General features: G+C 70.3%; 11 protein-coding genes. 7 read left to right on the top strand and 4 right to left on the bottom strand.

Annotated elements, in window-relative coordinates; genetic code table 11:
• Positions 1-272: 272 nt before the first annotated feature.
• The gene (locus tag IE302_RS39925) at positions 273-1,103 is read right to left on the bottom strand and encodes a siderophore-interacting protein (RefSeq protein ID WP_191259650.1); all 831 of its coding nucleotides are present in this window, start codon (positions 1,101-1,103) and stop codon (positions 273-275) included.
• A 14-nt stretch (positions 1,104-1,117) separates the two neighbouring features.
• The gene (locus IE302_RS39920) at positions 1,118-1,441 is read right to left on the bottom strand and encodes an MGMT family protein (protein WP_191259649.1); all 324 of its coding nucleotides are present in this window, start codon (positions 1,439-1,441) and stop codon (positions 1,118-1,120) included.
• A 54-nt stretch (positions 1,442-1,495) separates the two neighbouring features.
• Here IE302_RS39920 and IE302_RS39915 point away from each other — a divergent pair, with 54 nt between their 5' ends.
• On the top strand, positions 1,496-4,717 hold the full coding sequence (locus IE302_RS39915) for an ATP-dependent helicase (protein ID WP_191259648.1): 3,222 nt from the start codon (positions 1,496-1,498) through the stop codon (positions 4,715-4,717).
• Positions 4,714-7,971: an ATP-dependent helicase gene (locus IE302_RS39910; protein ID WP_191259647.1), complete on the top strand. Its 3,258-nt coding sequence runs from the start codon at positions 4,714-4,716 to the stop codon at positions 7,969-7,971. The genes IE302_RS39915 and IE302_RS39910 overlap by 4 nt, the downstream gene beginning before the upstream one ends.
• 69 nt (positions 7,972-8,040) lie before the next feature.
• On the opposite strand, the gene IE302_RS39905 is transcribed toward IE302_RS39910, so the two are convergent.
• Positions 8,041-8,427: a DoxX family protein gene (locus tag IE302_RS39905; RefSeq protein ID WP_020633741.1), complete on the bottom strand. Its 387-nt coding sequence runs from the start codon at positions 8,425-8,427 to the stop codon at positions 8,041-8,043.
• Positions 8,428-8,515: 88 nt separating this feature from the next.
• Here IE302_RS39905 and IE302_RS39900 point away from each other — a divergent pair, with 88 nt between their 5' ends.
• Both IE302_RS39900 and IE302_RS39895 read left to right on the top strand, forming a co-directional pair.
• Complete coding sequence (locus tag IE302_RS39900; RefSeq protein WP_191259646.1) at positions 8,516-9,592, top strand: potassium channel family protein; 1,077 nt, start codon at positions 8,516-8,518, stop codon at positions 9,590-9,592.
• A 125-nt stretch (positions 9,593-9,717) separates the two neighbouring features.
• Positions 9,718-10,125: a hypothetical protein gene (locus tag IE302_RS39895; protein ID WP_191259683.1), complete on the top strand. Its 408-nt coding sequence runs from the start codon at positions 9,718-9,720 to the stop codon at positions 10,123-10,125.
• Between the two features lie 75 nt (positions 10,126-10,200).
• Here IE302_RS39895 and IE302_RS39890 read toward each other — a convergent pair whose 3' ends face one another.
• The gene (locus tag IE302_RS39890) at positions 10,201-11,157 is read right to left on the bottom strand and encodes a neutral zinc metallopeptidase (RefSeq protein ID WP_191259682.1); all 957 of its coding nucleotides are present in this window, start codon (positions 11,155-11,157) and stop codon (positions 10,201-10,203) included.
• 366 nt (positions 11,158-11,523) lie between these two features.
• On the opposite strand from IE302_RS39890, the gene IE302_RS39885 reads away from it, so the two are divergent.
• From IE302_RS39885 to IE302_RS39875, 3 genes are read left to right on the top strand one after another with little or no spacing between them, the layout of a single operon-like run.
• On the top strand, positions 11,524-12,648 hold the full coding sequence (locus IE302_RS39885) for a DUF7847 domain-containing protein (RefSeq protein WP_191259645.1): 1,125 nt from the start codon (positions 11,524-11,526) through the stop codon (positions 12,646-12,648).
• Positions 12,642-13,283: a DUF4129 domain-containing protein gene (locus IE302_RS39880; protein WP_191259644.1), complete on the top strand. Its 642-nt coding sequence runs from the start codon at positions 12,642-12,644 to the stop codon at positions 13,281-13,283. Before IE302_RS39885 ends, IE302_RS39880 begins: the two co-directional genes overlap by 7 nt.
• Positions 13,280-14,404, top strand: coding sequence for a DUF4350 domain-containing protein (locus tag IE302_RS39875; RefSeq protein ID WP_191259643.1), 1,125 nt, complete (start codon positions 13,280-13,282; stop codon positions 14,402-14,404). Before IE302_RS39880 ends, IE302_RS39875 begins: the two co-directional genes overlap by 4 nt.
• Positions 14,405-14,429: the final 25 nt, after the last annotated feature.

The following is a 14,429-nucleotide window of genomic DNA, read 5'->3' as shown; positions in this document are numbered from 1 at the left end:
AGGTCCCCTTGCTTGCGCCTGGCTCTGTGAAGGACCCCTTCATGTACTTGGGCCTGGCGTGAAGGGCGAGTTTCCTCGGCTGAGCCGCGTGAAGGGGGCCTTCACGCGCACCCGTCGTGACGTGCGAGGTTACTGGGGTTATTGAGGTTCATTGCGTCGGCGAGGGAGGCGTCAGGGAGACGGCAGGCGCCCGGGAGAGCAAGGGACCTTTGCTAGCGTTCGTTAGCGCACTAACTAACGACAGCAAAGGTCCCTTGCTCTCTTTTCGCAGGTCAGTCGTCGTCCGACGCCGGAACCTTGCCCGCCTCGGCCTGTCGCATGGCTTCCCGTCCGGCGGCCTCTTCGCTCATGCCCTGCCGCCAGTACCCGGTGAAGCAGATCGCCCGCTTGTCGACCCCGCGCTCCCGGACGAGGTGCCGTCGCACCAGCTTCACCATGTTCGCCTCGCCGGACACCCACGCGTAGGCCGTCCCGCCCGGCAGTTCCGCCTTGCGCACGGCTTCGAGCACGGCCTCGCCCACGGGCTGAGAACCGCGCACCACCCAGTGCAACTCCACCGTTCCCTGCGTTTCGAAGACCTGCCGGTCCTCGCGGTCGCTGATCTCGACGTAGACCAGCGCCCGCGTCCCGGCGGGCAGCGCCTCGACGATCGCGCCGATGGCCGGGATCGCGGTCTCGTCGCCGATCAGCAGCTGCCAGGTCGTCCCTTCGGGCACGTTGTAGAGCCCGTGCGGCCCCAGGAAGGCGACCTTGTCGCCCTCCGAAGCGCCCGAAGCCCACGCGGAGGCGGGGCCTTCATCGCCGTGCAGCACGAAGTCGATGTCGACCTCCTGCACCGACGGCCGCAGCGCGCGCACGGTGTAGGTGCGCATCGGCGGGCGGACGTCGTCCGGCATCGCGAGGTAGGTCTTGTACCAGGAGTACACCTCGTCCCCGCTCAGCGGCGCGGGGAGTACGGGCTCCGCCTGGCCGGGCTGCGGGAAGAACACCTTCAGGTACTGGTCGGGCGCCTGGTCCACCAGCGTCGCCCCCGAGAAGGTCACCCTGCTCATGTGCGGGGTGAGCCGCCGGACGCCGGTCACCTTCGCCTCGATGTAACTCATTAGGCGAGGCTAACCTAAAAAAGTCCGCCAAGGCCAGCGTCGTTGTCGGGATCACGCTGCCACCGGTATTTTCGCAGGTCGACGCGCTGGCCGTCGGGTATGACACCCTCCGCGCGCAGCCGTTGCAGTTGCTCGTCGAGCAGATGCGGAGCCGGTGTCCCGTCGGCGCGCAGAATGCGGTGCCAAGGCAGGTCCTGGCCGTCCTCGCTGAGGATCCGCCCGATCAGCCTCGGTGACGGGGCTCCCGAAACCGACGCTATATCCCCATAAGTCGCGACCGAGCCGGCGGGCACGCTCGCGATGACCTCGCGCACCCGCTCGTGCAGTTCGTCATCCATGGGACCACTTTGCCGTGCCGCTGCGAGGTTGTGTCGGCGGGGCGTGGTTCCATCGTGGGCGTGAACGGGCGGCGAACAGCGGCAGGAACCGACGCGCGGCTGGTCCGCACGCCGGTCACCGGCACGCCGTCCTTCCAGTGGGATTCCGGCGCCCGCCGCCTGCTGGCCGCCCCGGACGGCTTCCGCCGGGTCCTGGGCGGCCCTGGAACAGGCAAGACGGCCTTGCTGGCTTCGGCGGCTTCGCGGCGTATAGCGGAGGGCGCGAATCCGGAGAGCGTGCTCATCCTGACCACTTCCCGCAAGGCCGCCGAGGTCCTGCGCGCCGACATCACCCACCGGCTCACCACCGATCCGGAAGAGGATCCGCTGCCGCGCACGATCCGCGAGCCGCTCGTGCGCACGGTGCATTCGTACGCGTACGCGCTGTTGCGCATGGAAGCGCAGGCCGACGAACTCCCGCCGCCCCGTCTGCTGGCCGGGGCGGAACAGGACGTCGTCGTCCGCGACCTCCTCGCCGGTGACCTCGAAGAAGGCGCGCTCGACTGGCCGGAGCAGCTGCGGCCCGCGCTGAACGTGCCCGGTTTCGCCGAGGAGCTGCGAGACCTCCTGCTCCGCGCCGCCGAACGTGGGCTCGGCCCGGAAGACCTGGTCGAGCTCGGCAGGCGCCGCGACCGCGAGGAGTGGGTCGCGGCGGGGCGGTTCTGGAGCCAGTACGAAGAAGTCACCCTGCTGCAGGGCGCGGGCGGCAACGCGCTGGGCGTGGCGAGCGCGCCCGCCCTCGACGCGGCTGAACTCGTCACGTCGGCGCTGCTCGCGCTGGAGGACGACCCCGAACTGCGCGAACGCGAGCAGCGGCGGGTCCGTCACCTGTTCGTCGACGACGCGCAGCACCTCGACCCGCTGCAGACCCAGCTCGTCCGGCTCATCGGGCACGCGGCCGACGAGTTCGTCGTCGCGGGCGACCCCGATCAGTCCGTGTTCTCCTTCCGCGGCGCGGATCCCCGGCTGTTCGCCGACGCGGACGGAGACGGCGAGCGCACCGTCCTGCTGACCACCGCGCACCGGCTCGCCCCGGTGATTCGCACGGCGGTCACGAAACTCGGGTCCGTGCTGCCCGGCTCGTCGCCGCAGCGCAAGCTCGTCGACGCTCCGGACGCCGAGGGTGGCGCCGTCCGCGTCCGGCTGATGCCGACCCCGGCCGCCGAGGCGAGCTGGATCGCCGATCAGCTCCGCCGCGCGCATCTCGTCGAAGGCGTGCCGTGGTCGGAGATGGCGGTGCTCGTCCGGTCGCCCGCCCGTACTTTTCTTGTCCTGCAACGTGCCCTGCGCGCCGCCGGGGTGCCGATCGGGTCGGCCACCGAGGAACTGCCGCTCGCGAAACAGCCCGCCGTCCGGCCGCTGCTGGCGATGCTACGGCTCGCCGCCGATCCGGAACTGCTCGACGTCGACCTCGCCGAGATGCTGCTGTCCTCGCCCTTGGGCGGCGCGGATCCACTCGCGTTGCGGCGGCTGCGGCGCGGTCTGCGCAGGCTGGAGCTCGCCGGAGGCGGACAGCGATCCAGTGACGAATTGCTGGTGGAAGCCTTGCGTACCAACGATGTCCTCACCGGTCTCGCCGAGGCCGAATCGCTGCCGATGCGTCGTATCGGTGGCTTGCTGCACGCCGCGCACCAGGCCGTGGTGCGCGGCGAAGGCGTCGAGCAGGTGCTGTGGGAGCTGTGGCAGGACAGCGGTCTGGAGCAGCGCTTCCTGCGTCTGGTCGATCGCGGCGGTTCCCTGGGTTCGCAGGCGGATCGGGACCTCGACGCGATCGTCGCGCTCTTCGACGCGGCCGGTCGCTATGTCGACAGATTGCCGAAGGCGAGTGTCGCGTCGTTCGCGGATTACCTGTCCGCGCAGAACATCGCGGGTGACACGCTGGCGCCCGCGGCGATGAAGAGCGACGGCGTCTCGCTGCTCACCGCGCACGCGTCCGCCGGTCGCGAATGGACGGTCGTGTCGATCGCCGGGGTCCAGGAGGGCAGCTGGCCGGATCTGCGGCTGCGCGGTTCCGTGCTCGGCGTGGAACGGCTGGTCGACCTCATGTCCGGTGTCGACGACGAAAAGGTGTCCGCCACCGCGCCGATCCTCGCCGAAGAGCGGCGGCTGTTCTACCTCGCCGCGAGCCGGGCGCGGAAGATCCTGCTGGTCAGCGCGGTCGCGGGGGAGGACGAGCAGCCCTCGCGGTTCATCGACGACCTGGAGGAGAACGGCGCGGACGACGGCGGTCTCGACTCGCGGATGAAGCCGGCGGGACGATCGCTGGTGCTCGCCGAGCTCGTCGGCGAACTGCGTGAGGTCGTCTGCGATGAGTCGAGCGAGCCTGAACGGCGTCAGCGGGCGGCGCGTCAGCTCGCGAAACTGGCCGCCGCCGGTGTCCCGGGCGCGCATCCGGGGACCTGGTACGGCCTGCTGGAACCCTCCACCGCCGAACCCGTGCACGGTCCCGGCGACCTGATCCGCATCTCACCGTCCACAGTGGAGGTTCTGGTCAAATGCCCGCTGCGGTGGCTGATCGAACGCCACGGCGGCAGTGACCCGGCGCAACTCGCGGCCGTCACCGGAACCCTGGTGCACGGTCTCGCGCAAGCGGTCGCGGGCGGCAGCAGCGACGAGCAGATCCGCGCGGCCCTCGACGAAGCTTGGGTGCGGGTCGACGCGGGAGCGCCGTGGTTCTCGCGTCGCGAACGGTCCCGGGTCGAGCAGATGCTGCGGAACTTCATCTCCTGGCTGGAATCCAGCCGCAAGGAACTGATCGAGGCCGGGGTCGAGCAGGACATCGAAGTCGAACTTCCGGTCGGTGACGGCGACACCGACATCCGGGTGCTCCTGCGCGGCCGGGTCGACCGCGTCGAGATGGACAAGGACGGACGCCCGGTCGTCATCGACATCAAGACCGGCAAGGTCCCGATCTCCGCCTCGGACGCCGAACAGCATCCGCAGCTGGCCGCGTACCAGCTCGCCGTGCTGCTCGGCGCCGTCGAGGGCGGTTCGAAACCCGGCGGCGCGCGGCTGGTCTACGTCGCGAAGTCCAACAACAAGACCGGATCCACCCAGCGCGAGCAGGCGCCGCTCGACGAGGAGGGTGGCAAGCAGTGGCTCGAACTGGTGCGTTCGGCGGCCGGATCCGCGGCGGGACCGGAGTACGGGGTCACCGAGAACCCGGACTGTGATCGGTGCCCGGCAAGGGGTTGCTGTCCGTTGCGACCCGAGGGCAGGCAGGTGACCGGTCCTTGATCTCCGAACTGCAGCGCCGCCAGGTCGAACCCGCCGAGATCGCCCGCGCGCTCGGCCTGCACACCCCGACCGACGAACAGGCCGAGGTGATCGCCGCGCCGATCGAGCCGTCGCTGGTCGTCGCGGGCGCGGGCGCGGGCAAGACCGAGACGATGGCCGCGCGCGTGGTGTGGCTGGTGGCCAACAGCGTCGTTCCGCCGGAACGCGTCCTCGGCCTGACCTTCACCCGCAAGGCCGCCCGCCAGCTCGCCGAACGCGTCCGCACCCGGCTGCGCCGCCTGGTCGGCTCGGGGCTGCTCGACAAGATCGACCCGACCGGCGACCTGCGCATGACGGTGACCGCCGGGGAACCGACGGTGCTCACCTATCACGCGTACGCCGGACGGCTGCTGTCCGAACACGGGCTGCGGCTGCCCGTGCAGCCCGGGGTCCGGCTGCTTTCGGAGACGTCTTCGTGGCAGTTCTCGCATCGCGTGGTGTCCACTTGGGACAACGACCTCGACACCGATCGCGTGCCCTCCACGGTGACGGCGCAGTTGCTCGCGCTGGCCGGGGAGCTCGGTGAGCATCTGGTCGAGACCGAACGGCTGGCGCAGTACACGTCGTGGCTGTGCGACGTCATCGAGAAGGCGCCGCGGGCGAAGGGACAGCGTGCGGCGCTGCCGCAGAAACTGGCCGAAGTCATGACGGCGCAACGGTTCCGGCTCGCGCTCCTGCCGCTGGTCGAGGCGTACCACGCGCGGAAACGGGCCGAAGGCGCGCTCGACTTCGCCGACCAGATGTCGCTGGCCGCGCAGCTCGCCAGCAGCTATCCGGCGGTGGTCGCGGGGGAGCGCGAGCGGTACGGCGCCGTCCTGCTCGACGAGTACCAGGACACCGGGCACGCCCAGCGGATCCTGCTGCGGTCGCTGTTCGGCGGTGTCGAACATCCGCCGATGCCGGTGACGGCGGTGGGCGACCCGGCGCAGGCCATCTACGGCTGGCGCGGGGCGAGCGCGGCGAACCTGCCCCGGTTCACCACGGACTTCCCCCGAGACAACGGCGAACGGCTCGTCCCGGCCCTGGACTTCGGGCTGCTGACCAGTTTCCGCAACCCGCCCGAGGTGCTGGAGCTCGCGAACGCGATCTCGGAACCGTTGCGGGAGCGCGGTCTCGGCGTCGCACGGCTGCGGGCGCTGGAAGGCGCGGGGCCGGCCGACATCGCCGCCGCGTTGCTGCCGGATATTCGCGCCGAACGCGAGTGGGTGGCCGACGCGGTGGCGAAACGCTGGTTCGAATCCTTGGAGGAGAACGGAAAACCGCCGACAGCGGCGGTGCTGGTGCGCCGTCGTGCCGACATGGCACCGATCGCGGCCGAGATGCGGGCCCGCGGGCTGCCGGTGGAGGTCGTCGGTCTCGGCGGCCTTCTCGACGAACCCGAGGTCGCGGACCTGGTCAGCACGTTGCGGGTGCTCGCCGATCCGCTCGCGGGCAGCGCCGCCGCCCGGTTGCTGACCGGGGCGCGCTGGCGGATCGCGGCGGCCGACCTCGCGGCGTTGTGGCGTCGCGCGGGCGAACTCTCGTCGCCGGTGCCGCCGTCGGGCAAGTCCGATGTGGACGAACCCGTGCTGGTGACCGAACGGGTCGAGCAGGCGGGGCTCGCCGACGCGATCGACGATCCCGGGACGCCGGAACGGTATTCGCCGGAGGGGTTCCGGCGTATCCAGCGGATCGGCAGGGAGCTTTCGGCGCTGCGACGGCGCCTCGACCAGTCGTTGCCGGAACTGGTCGCCGACGTGGAACGCACGATGCTGCTCGACGTCGAGTCACTGGCCCGCCCCGGACCGGCCGGGCGTGCGCATCTGGACGCTTTCGCCGACGTCGTCACGGATTTCGCCGAGACCTCGCCGACGGCCACTCTTTTGTCCTTTGTGGACTATCTCAACACGGCCGCGCACGCGGAGGACGGGCTCACCCCGGGCGAGGTGGAGGTCGTCCCGGACCGGGTCCAGGTGCTGACCGTGCATTCGGCCAAGGGACTGGAGTGGCGCATCGTCGCGGTTCCGCACCTGGTCAAGGAGGTCTTTCCCGGGAGACGGCGATCGTCGTCGTGGCTTAGGACCTCGACCTCGCTGCCGGCGGCGTTGCGCGGGGACTCGGAGGACCTGCCGGAGCTGCGGGTCGCGGAAGGCTATGACCGCAAGGAAGTCCAGGAAGCCCTGGAACTGCACGAAGAGGGTTTCGTCGCGCGCGAAGCGGACGAGGAACGGCGGCTCTGTTACGTCGCGCTGACCCGGTCCGAGCACACGATGCTGATTTCCGGCCATTGGTGGAACGAGAGCAGCGCGCGGCCGAAGGGCCCGTCGGAGTTCCTGGTCGAAATCGGTGAGGTGATGCGGGAGAACTCGGTCGGCCGGATCGAGCACTGGGCCGACGAGCCGGAGGCCGACGGGGAGAACCCGCTGGTCGCCGACTCCCGCCGGTCGCGGTGGCCGGTCGATCCGCTGTGGCCGCGGCGCGAGGGCGTCACCAACGGCGTCGATCTGGTGCTGGGTGCGATGGAGGACGCCGAAGAGGGCTTCGAGGAGGAAGAAGACGATCCGGACGGCTGGATCTCCGACACCAAGGTGCTGCTGGAGGAGCGCGCGCGGGCGCGGGACCGGGTGCAGCAGGTCGTGCTTCCGCCGCATCTTTCGGTGAGTCAGCTGGTCGAGCTGTCGGCCGATCCGGCCGCGCTGGCCAAACGGCTGCGGCGGCCGCTTCCCGTGCGCCCCAACACTTACGCGCGCCGGGGGACGGCGTTCCACGGGTGGCTGGAGCAGCGGTTCGGCGGTGAACAGCTCTTGGAGATCGACGACCTGCCGGGTGCGGCGGACGTCGACGAAGCGCCGGATTCGGAGCTGGAGGCGCTGCAGACGGCGTTCGAGAAGAGCGAGTGGGCGCACCGGGTGCCGCACGCCGTCGAGGTCCCGTTCTCGGCCGACGTCGTGGGCGTGACGCTGCGCGGGCGGATGGACGCCGTGTTCGCCGAGCCCGACGGCGGCTGGACCGTCGTCGACTGGAAGACCGGCGCCGTCCCGGAGAAGGACCGGCTCGAGTCGCTCGCCGTGCAGCTCGCGGCGTACCGGCTGGCGTGGGCGGCGCTGAAGAAGATCCCCGTGGAGAAGGTGCGGGCGGCGTTCCACTACGTGAAACACGACAAGACCGTCCGCCCGGCGGATCTGCTGGACGCCGAAGGCCTGCGACAGCTCCTGCGCGGCGTCCCGACGATCTAGCGTTTCGTCCTCTGAATGCGGTAGTTGCACGCGCAAGTACCGCATTCAGAGGACGAAACGCGAGGGTTTCTAGGCGCGGTCGCGCACCTTCAGCGCCCAGGTCACCAGGGGGATCTGGAGCGGGACGCGGGCCCAGAAAGCCGCTCGCCAGTGCTTCGGGGCCTTCCGGCGGTCGGCGTCGACGGCCATCTTCACGTTCCCCGGCAGGACCACGACGAACAGCAGCGCGGCCGCGAGCCCGCCGAGCCGTCGCGTCTTCGGGTTGGCGACCGCGGCCGCGACGCCCAGCTCGGCCACGCCGGAGCCATAGGTCCAGGCCCGCGCGGAGCCGGGGAGCTGCTTCGGGATGATCGCGTCGAAGGGCTTCGGCTGGACGAAGTGCAGGACACCGGCCGCGCCCAGCAGGCCGGCGAGGAAATAAGCGGGCCGCTGAGACGGCTTGGAATCCGAAGACATGCCCTGAGCTTCGCATACCGCGCTGAACGTAAGGTTCTTCGGCTATCCTCCCGACCGTGAGTGACGCGGACCAGGCCGGAGCCTGTGCATGAGGGTTCTCAAGCGTTTCCCGGTCAGGCTGAGCGACCGCCCGGACCACGAGCTCGTCGGCGTGATCCGGATGCCGGAACTGACGGTCAGCCCGATGCGGTCGATCTTCAAACGGATCATCGGTGCGATGCTCGCCCTGCTGGCGACCGTGCTGATCGTCTACCTCGACCGGGACGGCTACCGCGACGCCAACGGCGACGGGCTCAGCTTCCTCGACAGCCTCTACTACGCGACGGTTTCGCTGTCGACCACCGGCTACGGCGACATCGCCCCCGCGACGTCGTCCGCGCGGCTGGTCAACGTCCTGGTGATCACGCCGCTGCGGGTGCTCTTCCTCATCGTCCTGGTCGGTACCACACTCGAAGTGCTCACCGAGCGCTCCCGTCAGGCTTTCAAGATCCAAAAGTGGAGGACGAAGGTGCGTGACCACACGGTCGTCGTCGGATTCGGCACGAAGGGCCGGTCGGCGGTCAACGCGCTGCTCGGGGACGAGAACGTCGAACCCGACCACATCGTCGTCGTCGACACCGACCAGCAGGCCCTCGAAGCGGCCACGTCACTCGGCCTGGTGACCGTGCACGGTTCGGCCACCCGCGCCGACGTGCTGCGCGTCGCCGGTGTGCAGCGGGCCAAGGCCGTCGTCGTCGCCCCGAACCGCGACGACACCGCCGTGCTGGTCACGCTGACCGCCCGCGAGCTCGCGCCGAAGTCGCACATCGTGGCGTCGGTGCGGGAGGCGGAGAACGTCCACCTGCTGAAGCAGTCGGGCGCGAACCAGGTCGTGGTGTCGAGCGAGACCGCCGGGCGCCTGCTCGGCATGGCGACGTCGACACCGCTGGTGGTCGACATGGTCGAGGACCTGCTCACCCCCGAGTCCGGCCTCGCGATCGCCGAACGCCCGGTGGAACCGTCCGAAGAGGGCGGCTCGCCGCGGCATCTGCCCGACATCGTGCTGGGCGTCGTCCGCGACGGCGTTCTGTACCGGGTGGACGCTCCGCAGGCGGACGCGATCGAGCCGGGCGACAAGCTGCTGTACGTCCGGAAGGTGACCTCCGCGGAGACGATCGAGCGGTAGCGGGGGACCTTTGCTATCGCTGTAGGGCTCGCTGTGTTTTGCCGCGAGGTTCTGGGAGCATGGCGGACGTGCGCAAGCGATCGGACCCCGCCAGAGGGCTCACCCCGGGGTGGAACTCCCTGGCCGTGGCGGCCGGTGCCGGCCTGCTGGTGATCTTCCTGGCCTGGTTCGCCGGGCCGGGGCTGTTCGGTATCTCGAACGAAACCCAGGGGACGACCGTGCAGGCGGAGGTCGTCCAGCCCGCGCCCTGTGCGGGCGGCGGGGCCAGCGAGAAGGTCAAGTTCGAATTCGGCGGCAAGCCGGTCGAGGGATCGCTCAACGGCTGCGGGCACGGCAAGGGCGAGCGCATCGACGTCGTCGTCCCCGACGGTGCCTCGGGTGACGGGATCGCGGTGCACGCCGTCGACACGACGGCGGGCGCCAGCGACGCGCGGCGGCCGCTGGGGCTGGCTCTGCTGGTGTTCAGCTGCTTCGCGGGCGGGATGTACGTCTTCCTGGTGCTGCGCGGGCCGCGGGTCCCCGTCGCCGCCTGACGACGTCCGCGTTTCGTCCTCTGGATGCGGTACTTGCACGCGCAACTACCGCATCCAGAGGACGAAACGCGAGAGTCAGGAAACGGCGCTCGAAGGGGCCGAGAAGGTGTTGCAGTCGGCGATCCGGTTGTTGCTCGCGCCCGCCCGCCACCAGGACGCGTAATGCGCGTTCGTCCCGTGGTCCTGGCTGCGCGAGGTGTTGTCGCCGCGGGTCTCCTGGTCGTTCCACGCCTTGTTGTACATGTCCCGGCTGACCGTGCCGCCCTGGTCGACGTGCGCGCCGAGGAACATCCCGGAGAAGCACTGCGCCTGCAGTTCCTTGCGCCGCGACATCTCCAGCCCGGCGGGGCTGTTCTGGCCCGAGTCGTAGATCTTCTGCCAGGCAGCGTCCATCAGCCCGGCGACCTCCTGCACGTGATGCCCGTACTCGTGCGCGAAGAGGGCCAGGTAGACGCCGGGGTTGTTGCCGTACTGGTCGGTCTGGAGACCCCGGAACGGCACGTAGAGGTTGTTCTCGCAGTAGTACGCCGCCGTCGCGATGCCCACCTGGATCGTGCCGCATTCGGTTTCGAAGCTGGCCCCGGTCGGGAAGTGCAGGGCGGGCGGGATGAACGGCAGCTTGTAGGCCTCCAGGAACGGGCCCCACGCGTTGTCGAGGCATTTGCCCGCCGCGGTGAAGAACGCCTCGGCCGCCTGCTGACTGCTCTGCCACTGCGGCAGCGTGCAGACCCGGTTCTGCAGGCCGGCGTTGGGATCCTGGAGGATCGGGTGGTCACCGAGCTTGAGGATCTTCTGCGGCCCGCTCGAAGAGGACGGTGCCCTGGTCGGCGACGTCGGGAACGGGTTGGTCGAGGACGAGGGCGACGACGAACCGGTCGCCGGTACTTCCGTCGACGACGGCGGGTTCGGCAGGGTGCTGTAGCCCGCGTTCGCCACGTGATCGTTGCCGTCACGATTGAGTGAAACGATCGCCACCAGACCGAGGACCAGCACGGCGACCGCGCCGAGGCAGATGCCGACGATCGCGCCCACGGACCGGCGTGGCGGCGGCGGGAACTGGTGCGGCGCGCCGTGCCACTGAGGAGGGGGCTGGCCGGGCACCTGGGGAGGTGGCTGGCCGTGCACCGGCGGTGGCTGGACGGCGCCGCGTGGCGGCCACTGGCCGTGGGGCGGTTGCGTCATCAAGTCGGTCCCGGTGGTTCTAGGGGCGAACCGGGGGCGCCCGGTCCGATGTTCAGCATAACGAGCTAACGGCCTCCCCTCCCACTGCTTGGCTGCAGAGGGTATCCACGGTGAGGCGAGTGGTCACCCATCAGTGTCGTCACCCCAGCTCTGGCCGGGTGTCGGGCCCTCTGGAAGAGTGGGCGCAAGCAACAAGAACGGGTAAGGGGCTGTCGCATGACGGAGACCGGCGGACCGTCCGGGCCGGAAGGTACCGAGACGCCGAAGCCGCAGGCGGACAAACCAGCACAGCCGCAGGCGGACACGCCGACGCCGCCGCAGGGGGAAGTGCCGCCGTCACCGGCGCCGGAGCAGCAGTGGCAGTCCCCGTCCGGGGCGACGCCGCCGCCTCCGCTGCCGTCCTATCAGCCGCCGCAGCAGCAGTACGCGAACTGGAAGGTCGGTCTCGGCAGGCCCGGGGTCATCCCGCTGCGGCCGCTGAACCTGACCGACATCCTCGACGGCGCGGTCACGGCCATGCGCAGGTACTGGCGGATGGTCTTCGGCGCCGCCGCGGTCACCGCCGTGCTCACCGCGGCCCTCAACCTGGTCGGGCTGTTGCTGGTCGACACCACCGGCGACCTCGAAAAGGTCCGCGATCTCGGCCCGGCGGCCACCGATCAGGAACTGATGAACCAGATGCTCGGCGTCCTGGGCGGGTCGCTGGCGTCGTCGTTCATCACGCTCGTCGCCACCCTGCTCGGGACGACCATCCTCACCGGATTCCTGACCGTCCTGATGGGCCGGGCCGTGCTGGGCAAGCCCGTCACCTTCAAGGAGGCGGTGAAGGAGGCCACGCCGCGGCTGCTGCCGCTGCTCGGGCTGACCGTGCTCTACACGCTGGCGATCCTGGTCGGCGCGATCTTCTGCCTGCTGCCCGCGATCATCCCCTACACCTTCTGGGCGCTGGCCAGCCCCGCGTTCATCCTCGAACGCGGCACCGTGATGGAGGCGTTCCGCCGGTCGGTGAAGCTGGTCTCGGGCATGTTCTGGCGGGTGTTCGGGATCCTGCTGCTGGCCTACGTGATCTCGTCGTTCCTGGCGTCGATCATCACGCTGCCGTTCAGCTTCAGCGCCTTCCTGTCCATTTTCGGCAATCTGGACCAGATGTACGTTCCCTCGACCGGTGACCTGATCCTGCAGTCGGTGGGGACGGTGATCGCGCAGACGGTCGTCGGCCCGTTCACCGCGCTGGTGACCGTGATCCTCTACATCGACCAGCGGATGCGCCGCGAGGGCATGGACATCGAACTGGCCCGCGCCGCCGGGATCACGCCGCCGCCCCCGCCGCAGGCATGGTGACGCGCTTCCTCACCGACGTCCCGGTCGACATCGACCGGGACACCGCCCGGCTGCGCGCCGCCGAGGAGCTCTCGGGATCGGCCTATCAGAACGCGAAACCGAGCTGGTTGTCCGAGGCGTTCAGCTGGGTGCTCGAAAAGCTGCTGAGCTTCCTCGACACCGTCGACGGCGTGGTGCCCGGCGGGATCTTCGCGGTGCTGCTGCTGGTCGTCGTGCTGATCGTGCTGGTGGTGGTGATCCGCGTGCGGTCCGGCCCCCTGGCGACGTCGGCCAAGAGCGGACGGGCCGTGTTCGCGGGGCAGCGCAAGGCATCCGGCGAACACCGCAAGGCGGCCGAGGAGGCCGCGTCGCGCGGCGACTTCGACGACGCCGTCCGTGAGATCTTCCGCGCCGTGGTGCGGTCCTTGGAGGAACGGGCGCTGCTGGACGAGAAATCCGGCCGGACCGCCGACGAGGCCGCCCTCGAAGCCGGACGGCTGCTGCTCGACGTCGCGGACCCGCTGCGCGCCGGCGCCCGGTTGTTCGACGACGTCCACTACGGCGGGATCCCGGCCACCGAGGCAGGCTACCGCTCACTGTCCGAATTGGACGAACGCTGCCGTCGTGCCCGCCCCGTCGCGTTGGCGGCCGGATGACCTCGGTTTCGCCCGACGCCCGCCGGATCTGGCGCGGGGTGCGGCTTCCGCTCGCGGTCGTCTTCCTGCTCGTGCTGACCGGGACGCTGCTCGTCCTCGTCCAGGGCGAGCAGACCACCGGCGCGCTCGAACCGGGGTCCTACGAGCCCGCGGGCGGGCGCGCGCTGGCGACCTTGCTGGAGCGGGAAGGCGTCAAGATCACCACGGTGCACACGGCCGCCGAACTCAAGGGCGCCGCGACGGGCGCGACCGTGCTGATCACCGAGCCCGGATACGTGCCCAAGAGCACCTTCACGCAGATCCGGCGGGACGCCGAGGACGTCGTGCTGGTGCGGCCGAGTCCCGGCACGGTCGAGGAAGTCCTCCCCGGGGTGCGGGTGAGCGGCCAGCTCGAAACCGAGACCCGCGCTCCCGACTGCCAGGTCGAGGCTCCCCTCGCCGCCGGGAGCGCGACGATGGGCGGCCTGAAGTACGCGGCCACGCAGCCCAGGGCGCGGGATTGCTACGGCGGTTCGTACCTCGACGTCCCCGGTCCACAAGGGACGGTGACGGTGCTCGGCGCCCCCGAGCCGCTGACCAACGAGTGGCTTGCCGACGAGGGCAACGCGGCGCTCGCGATGCGGCTGCTCGGCAAGCACGAGCGGCTGGTCTGGTATCTGCCGACGCCCGCCGATCCGTCGCTGGAGAACGAGAAGAAGCCGCTGTCCGAACTGATCCCGGCGGGCTGGTCGTACGCGGCCCTGCAGGCCGGGGTCGCGGTGGTGCTGCTCGCGCTGTGGCGGTCCCGGCGGCTGGGGCCGGTGGTGACCGAGCCGATCCCGGTCGTGGTGCGCGCGGCGGAAGCGACCGAGGGACGGGCACGGTTGTACCGCAAGGCGAAGGCCACCGCGCACGCCGGGGAAACCCTGCGTGAGGCGGCCCGCGCGCGGCTCAGGCCGTTGCTGGGGCTCACCCGCGACGCTGAACCCGCCGCACTGGTGGAGTCCGTTGCCGGACGCACCGGCCGCGCGCCCGCCGAAATCGGCGCGCTGTTGTACGGGGACCCGCCCGCCGACGACGCCGCGCTGGTGCGGCTGGCGGACGGACTCGATGTCGTGGAACGAGAGGTGGAGCGGTCTTGAGTACCGAACAGACCGGACAGTCCAG

Origin of the sequence: Amycolatopsis oliviviridis (assembly GCF_014654365.1) — a bacterium.
Classification (GTDB): domain Bacteria; phylum Actinomycetota; class Actinomycetes; order Mycobacteriales; family Pseudonocardiaceae; genus Amycolatopsis; species Amycolatopsis oliviviridis.
Note: the sequence above shows the minus strand (reverse complement) of the source record. Positions and strands in the feature narration are given on the sequence as shown.

What these genes read in the sequence shown, in the direction of transcription:
- IE302_RS39920 (WP_191259649.1), bottom strand. Translation starts at nt 1,441, where the DNA reads ATGGATGACGAACTGCACGAGCGGGTGCGCGAGGTCATCGCGAGCGTG.
- IE302_RS39925 (WP_191259650.1), bottom strand. Translation starts at nt 1,103, where the DNA reads ATGAGTTACATCGAGGCGAAGGTGACCGGCGTCCGGCGGCTCACCCCG.
- IE302_RS39905 (WP_020633741.1), bottom strand. Translation starts at nt 8,427, where the DNA reads ATGTCTTCGGATTCCAAGCCGTCTCAGCGGCCCGCTTATTTCCTCGCC.
- IE302_RS39885 (WP_191259645.1), top strand. Translation starts at nt 11,524, where the DNA reads ATGACGGAGACCGGCGGACCGTCCGGGCCGGAAGGTACCGAGACGCCG.
- IE302_RS39900 (WP_191259646.1), top strand. Translation starts at nt 8,516, where the DNA reads ATGAGGGTTCTCAAGCGTTTCCCGGTCAGGCTGAGCGACCGCCCGGAC.
- IE302_RS39880 (WP_191259644.1), top strand. Translation starts at nt 12,642, where the DNA reads ATGGTGACGCGCTTCCTCACCGACGTCCCGGTCGACATCGACCGGGAC.
- IE302_RS39875 (WP_191259643.1), top strand. Translation starts at nt 13,280, where the DNA reads ATGACCTCGGTTTCGCCCGACGCCCGCCGGATCTGGCGCGGGGTGCGG.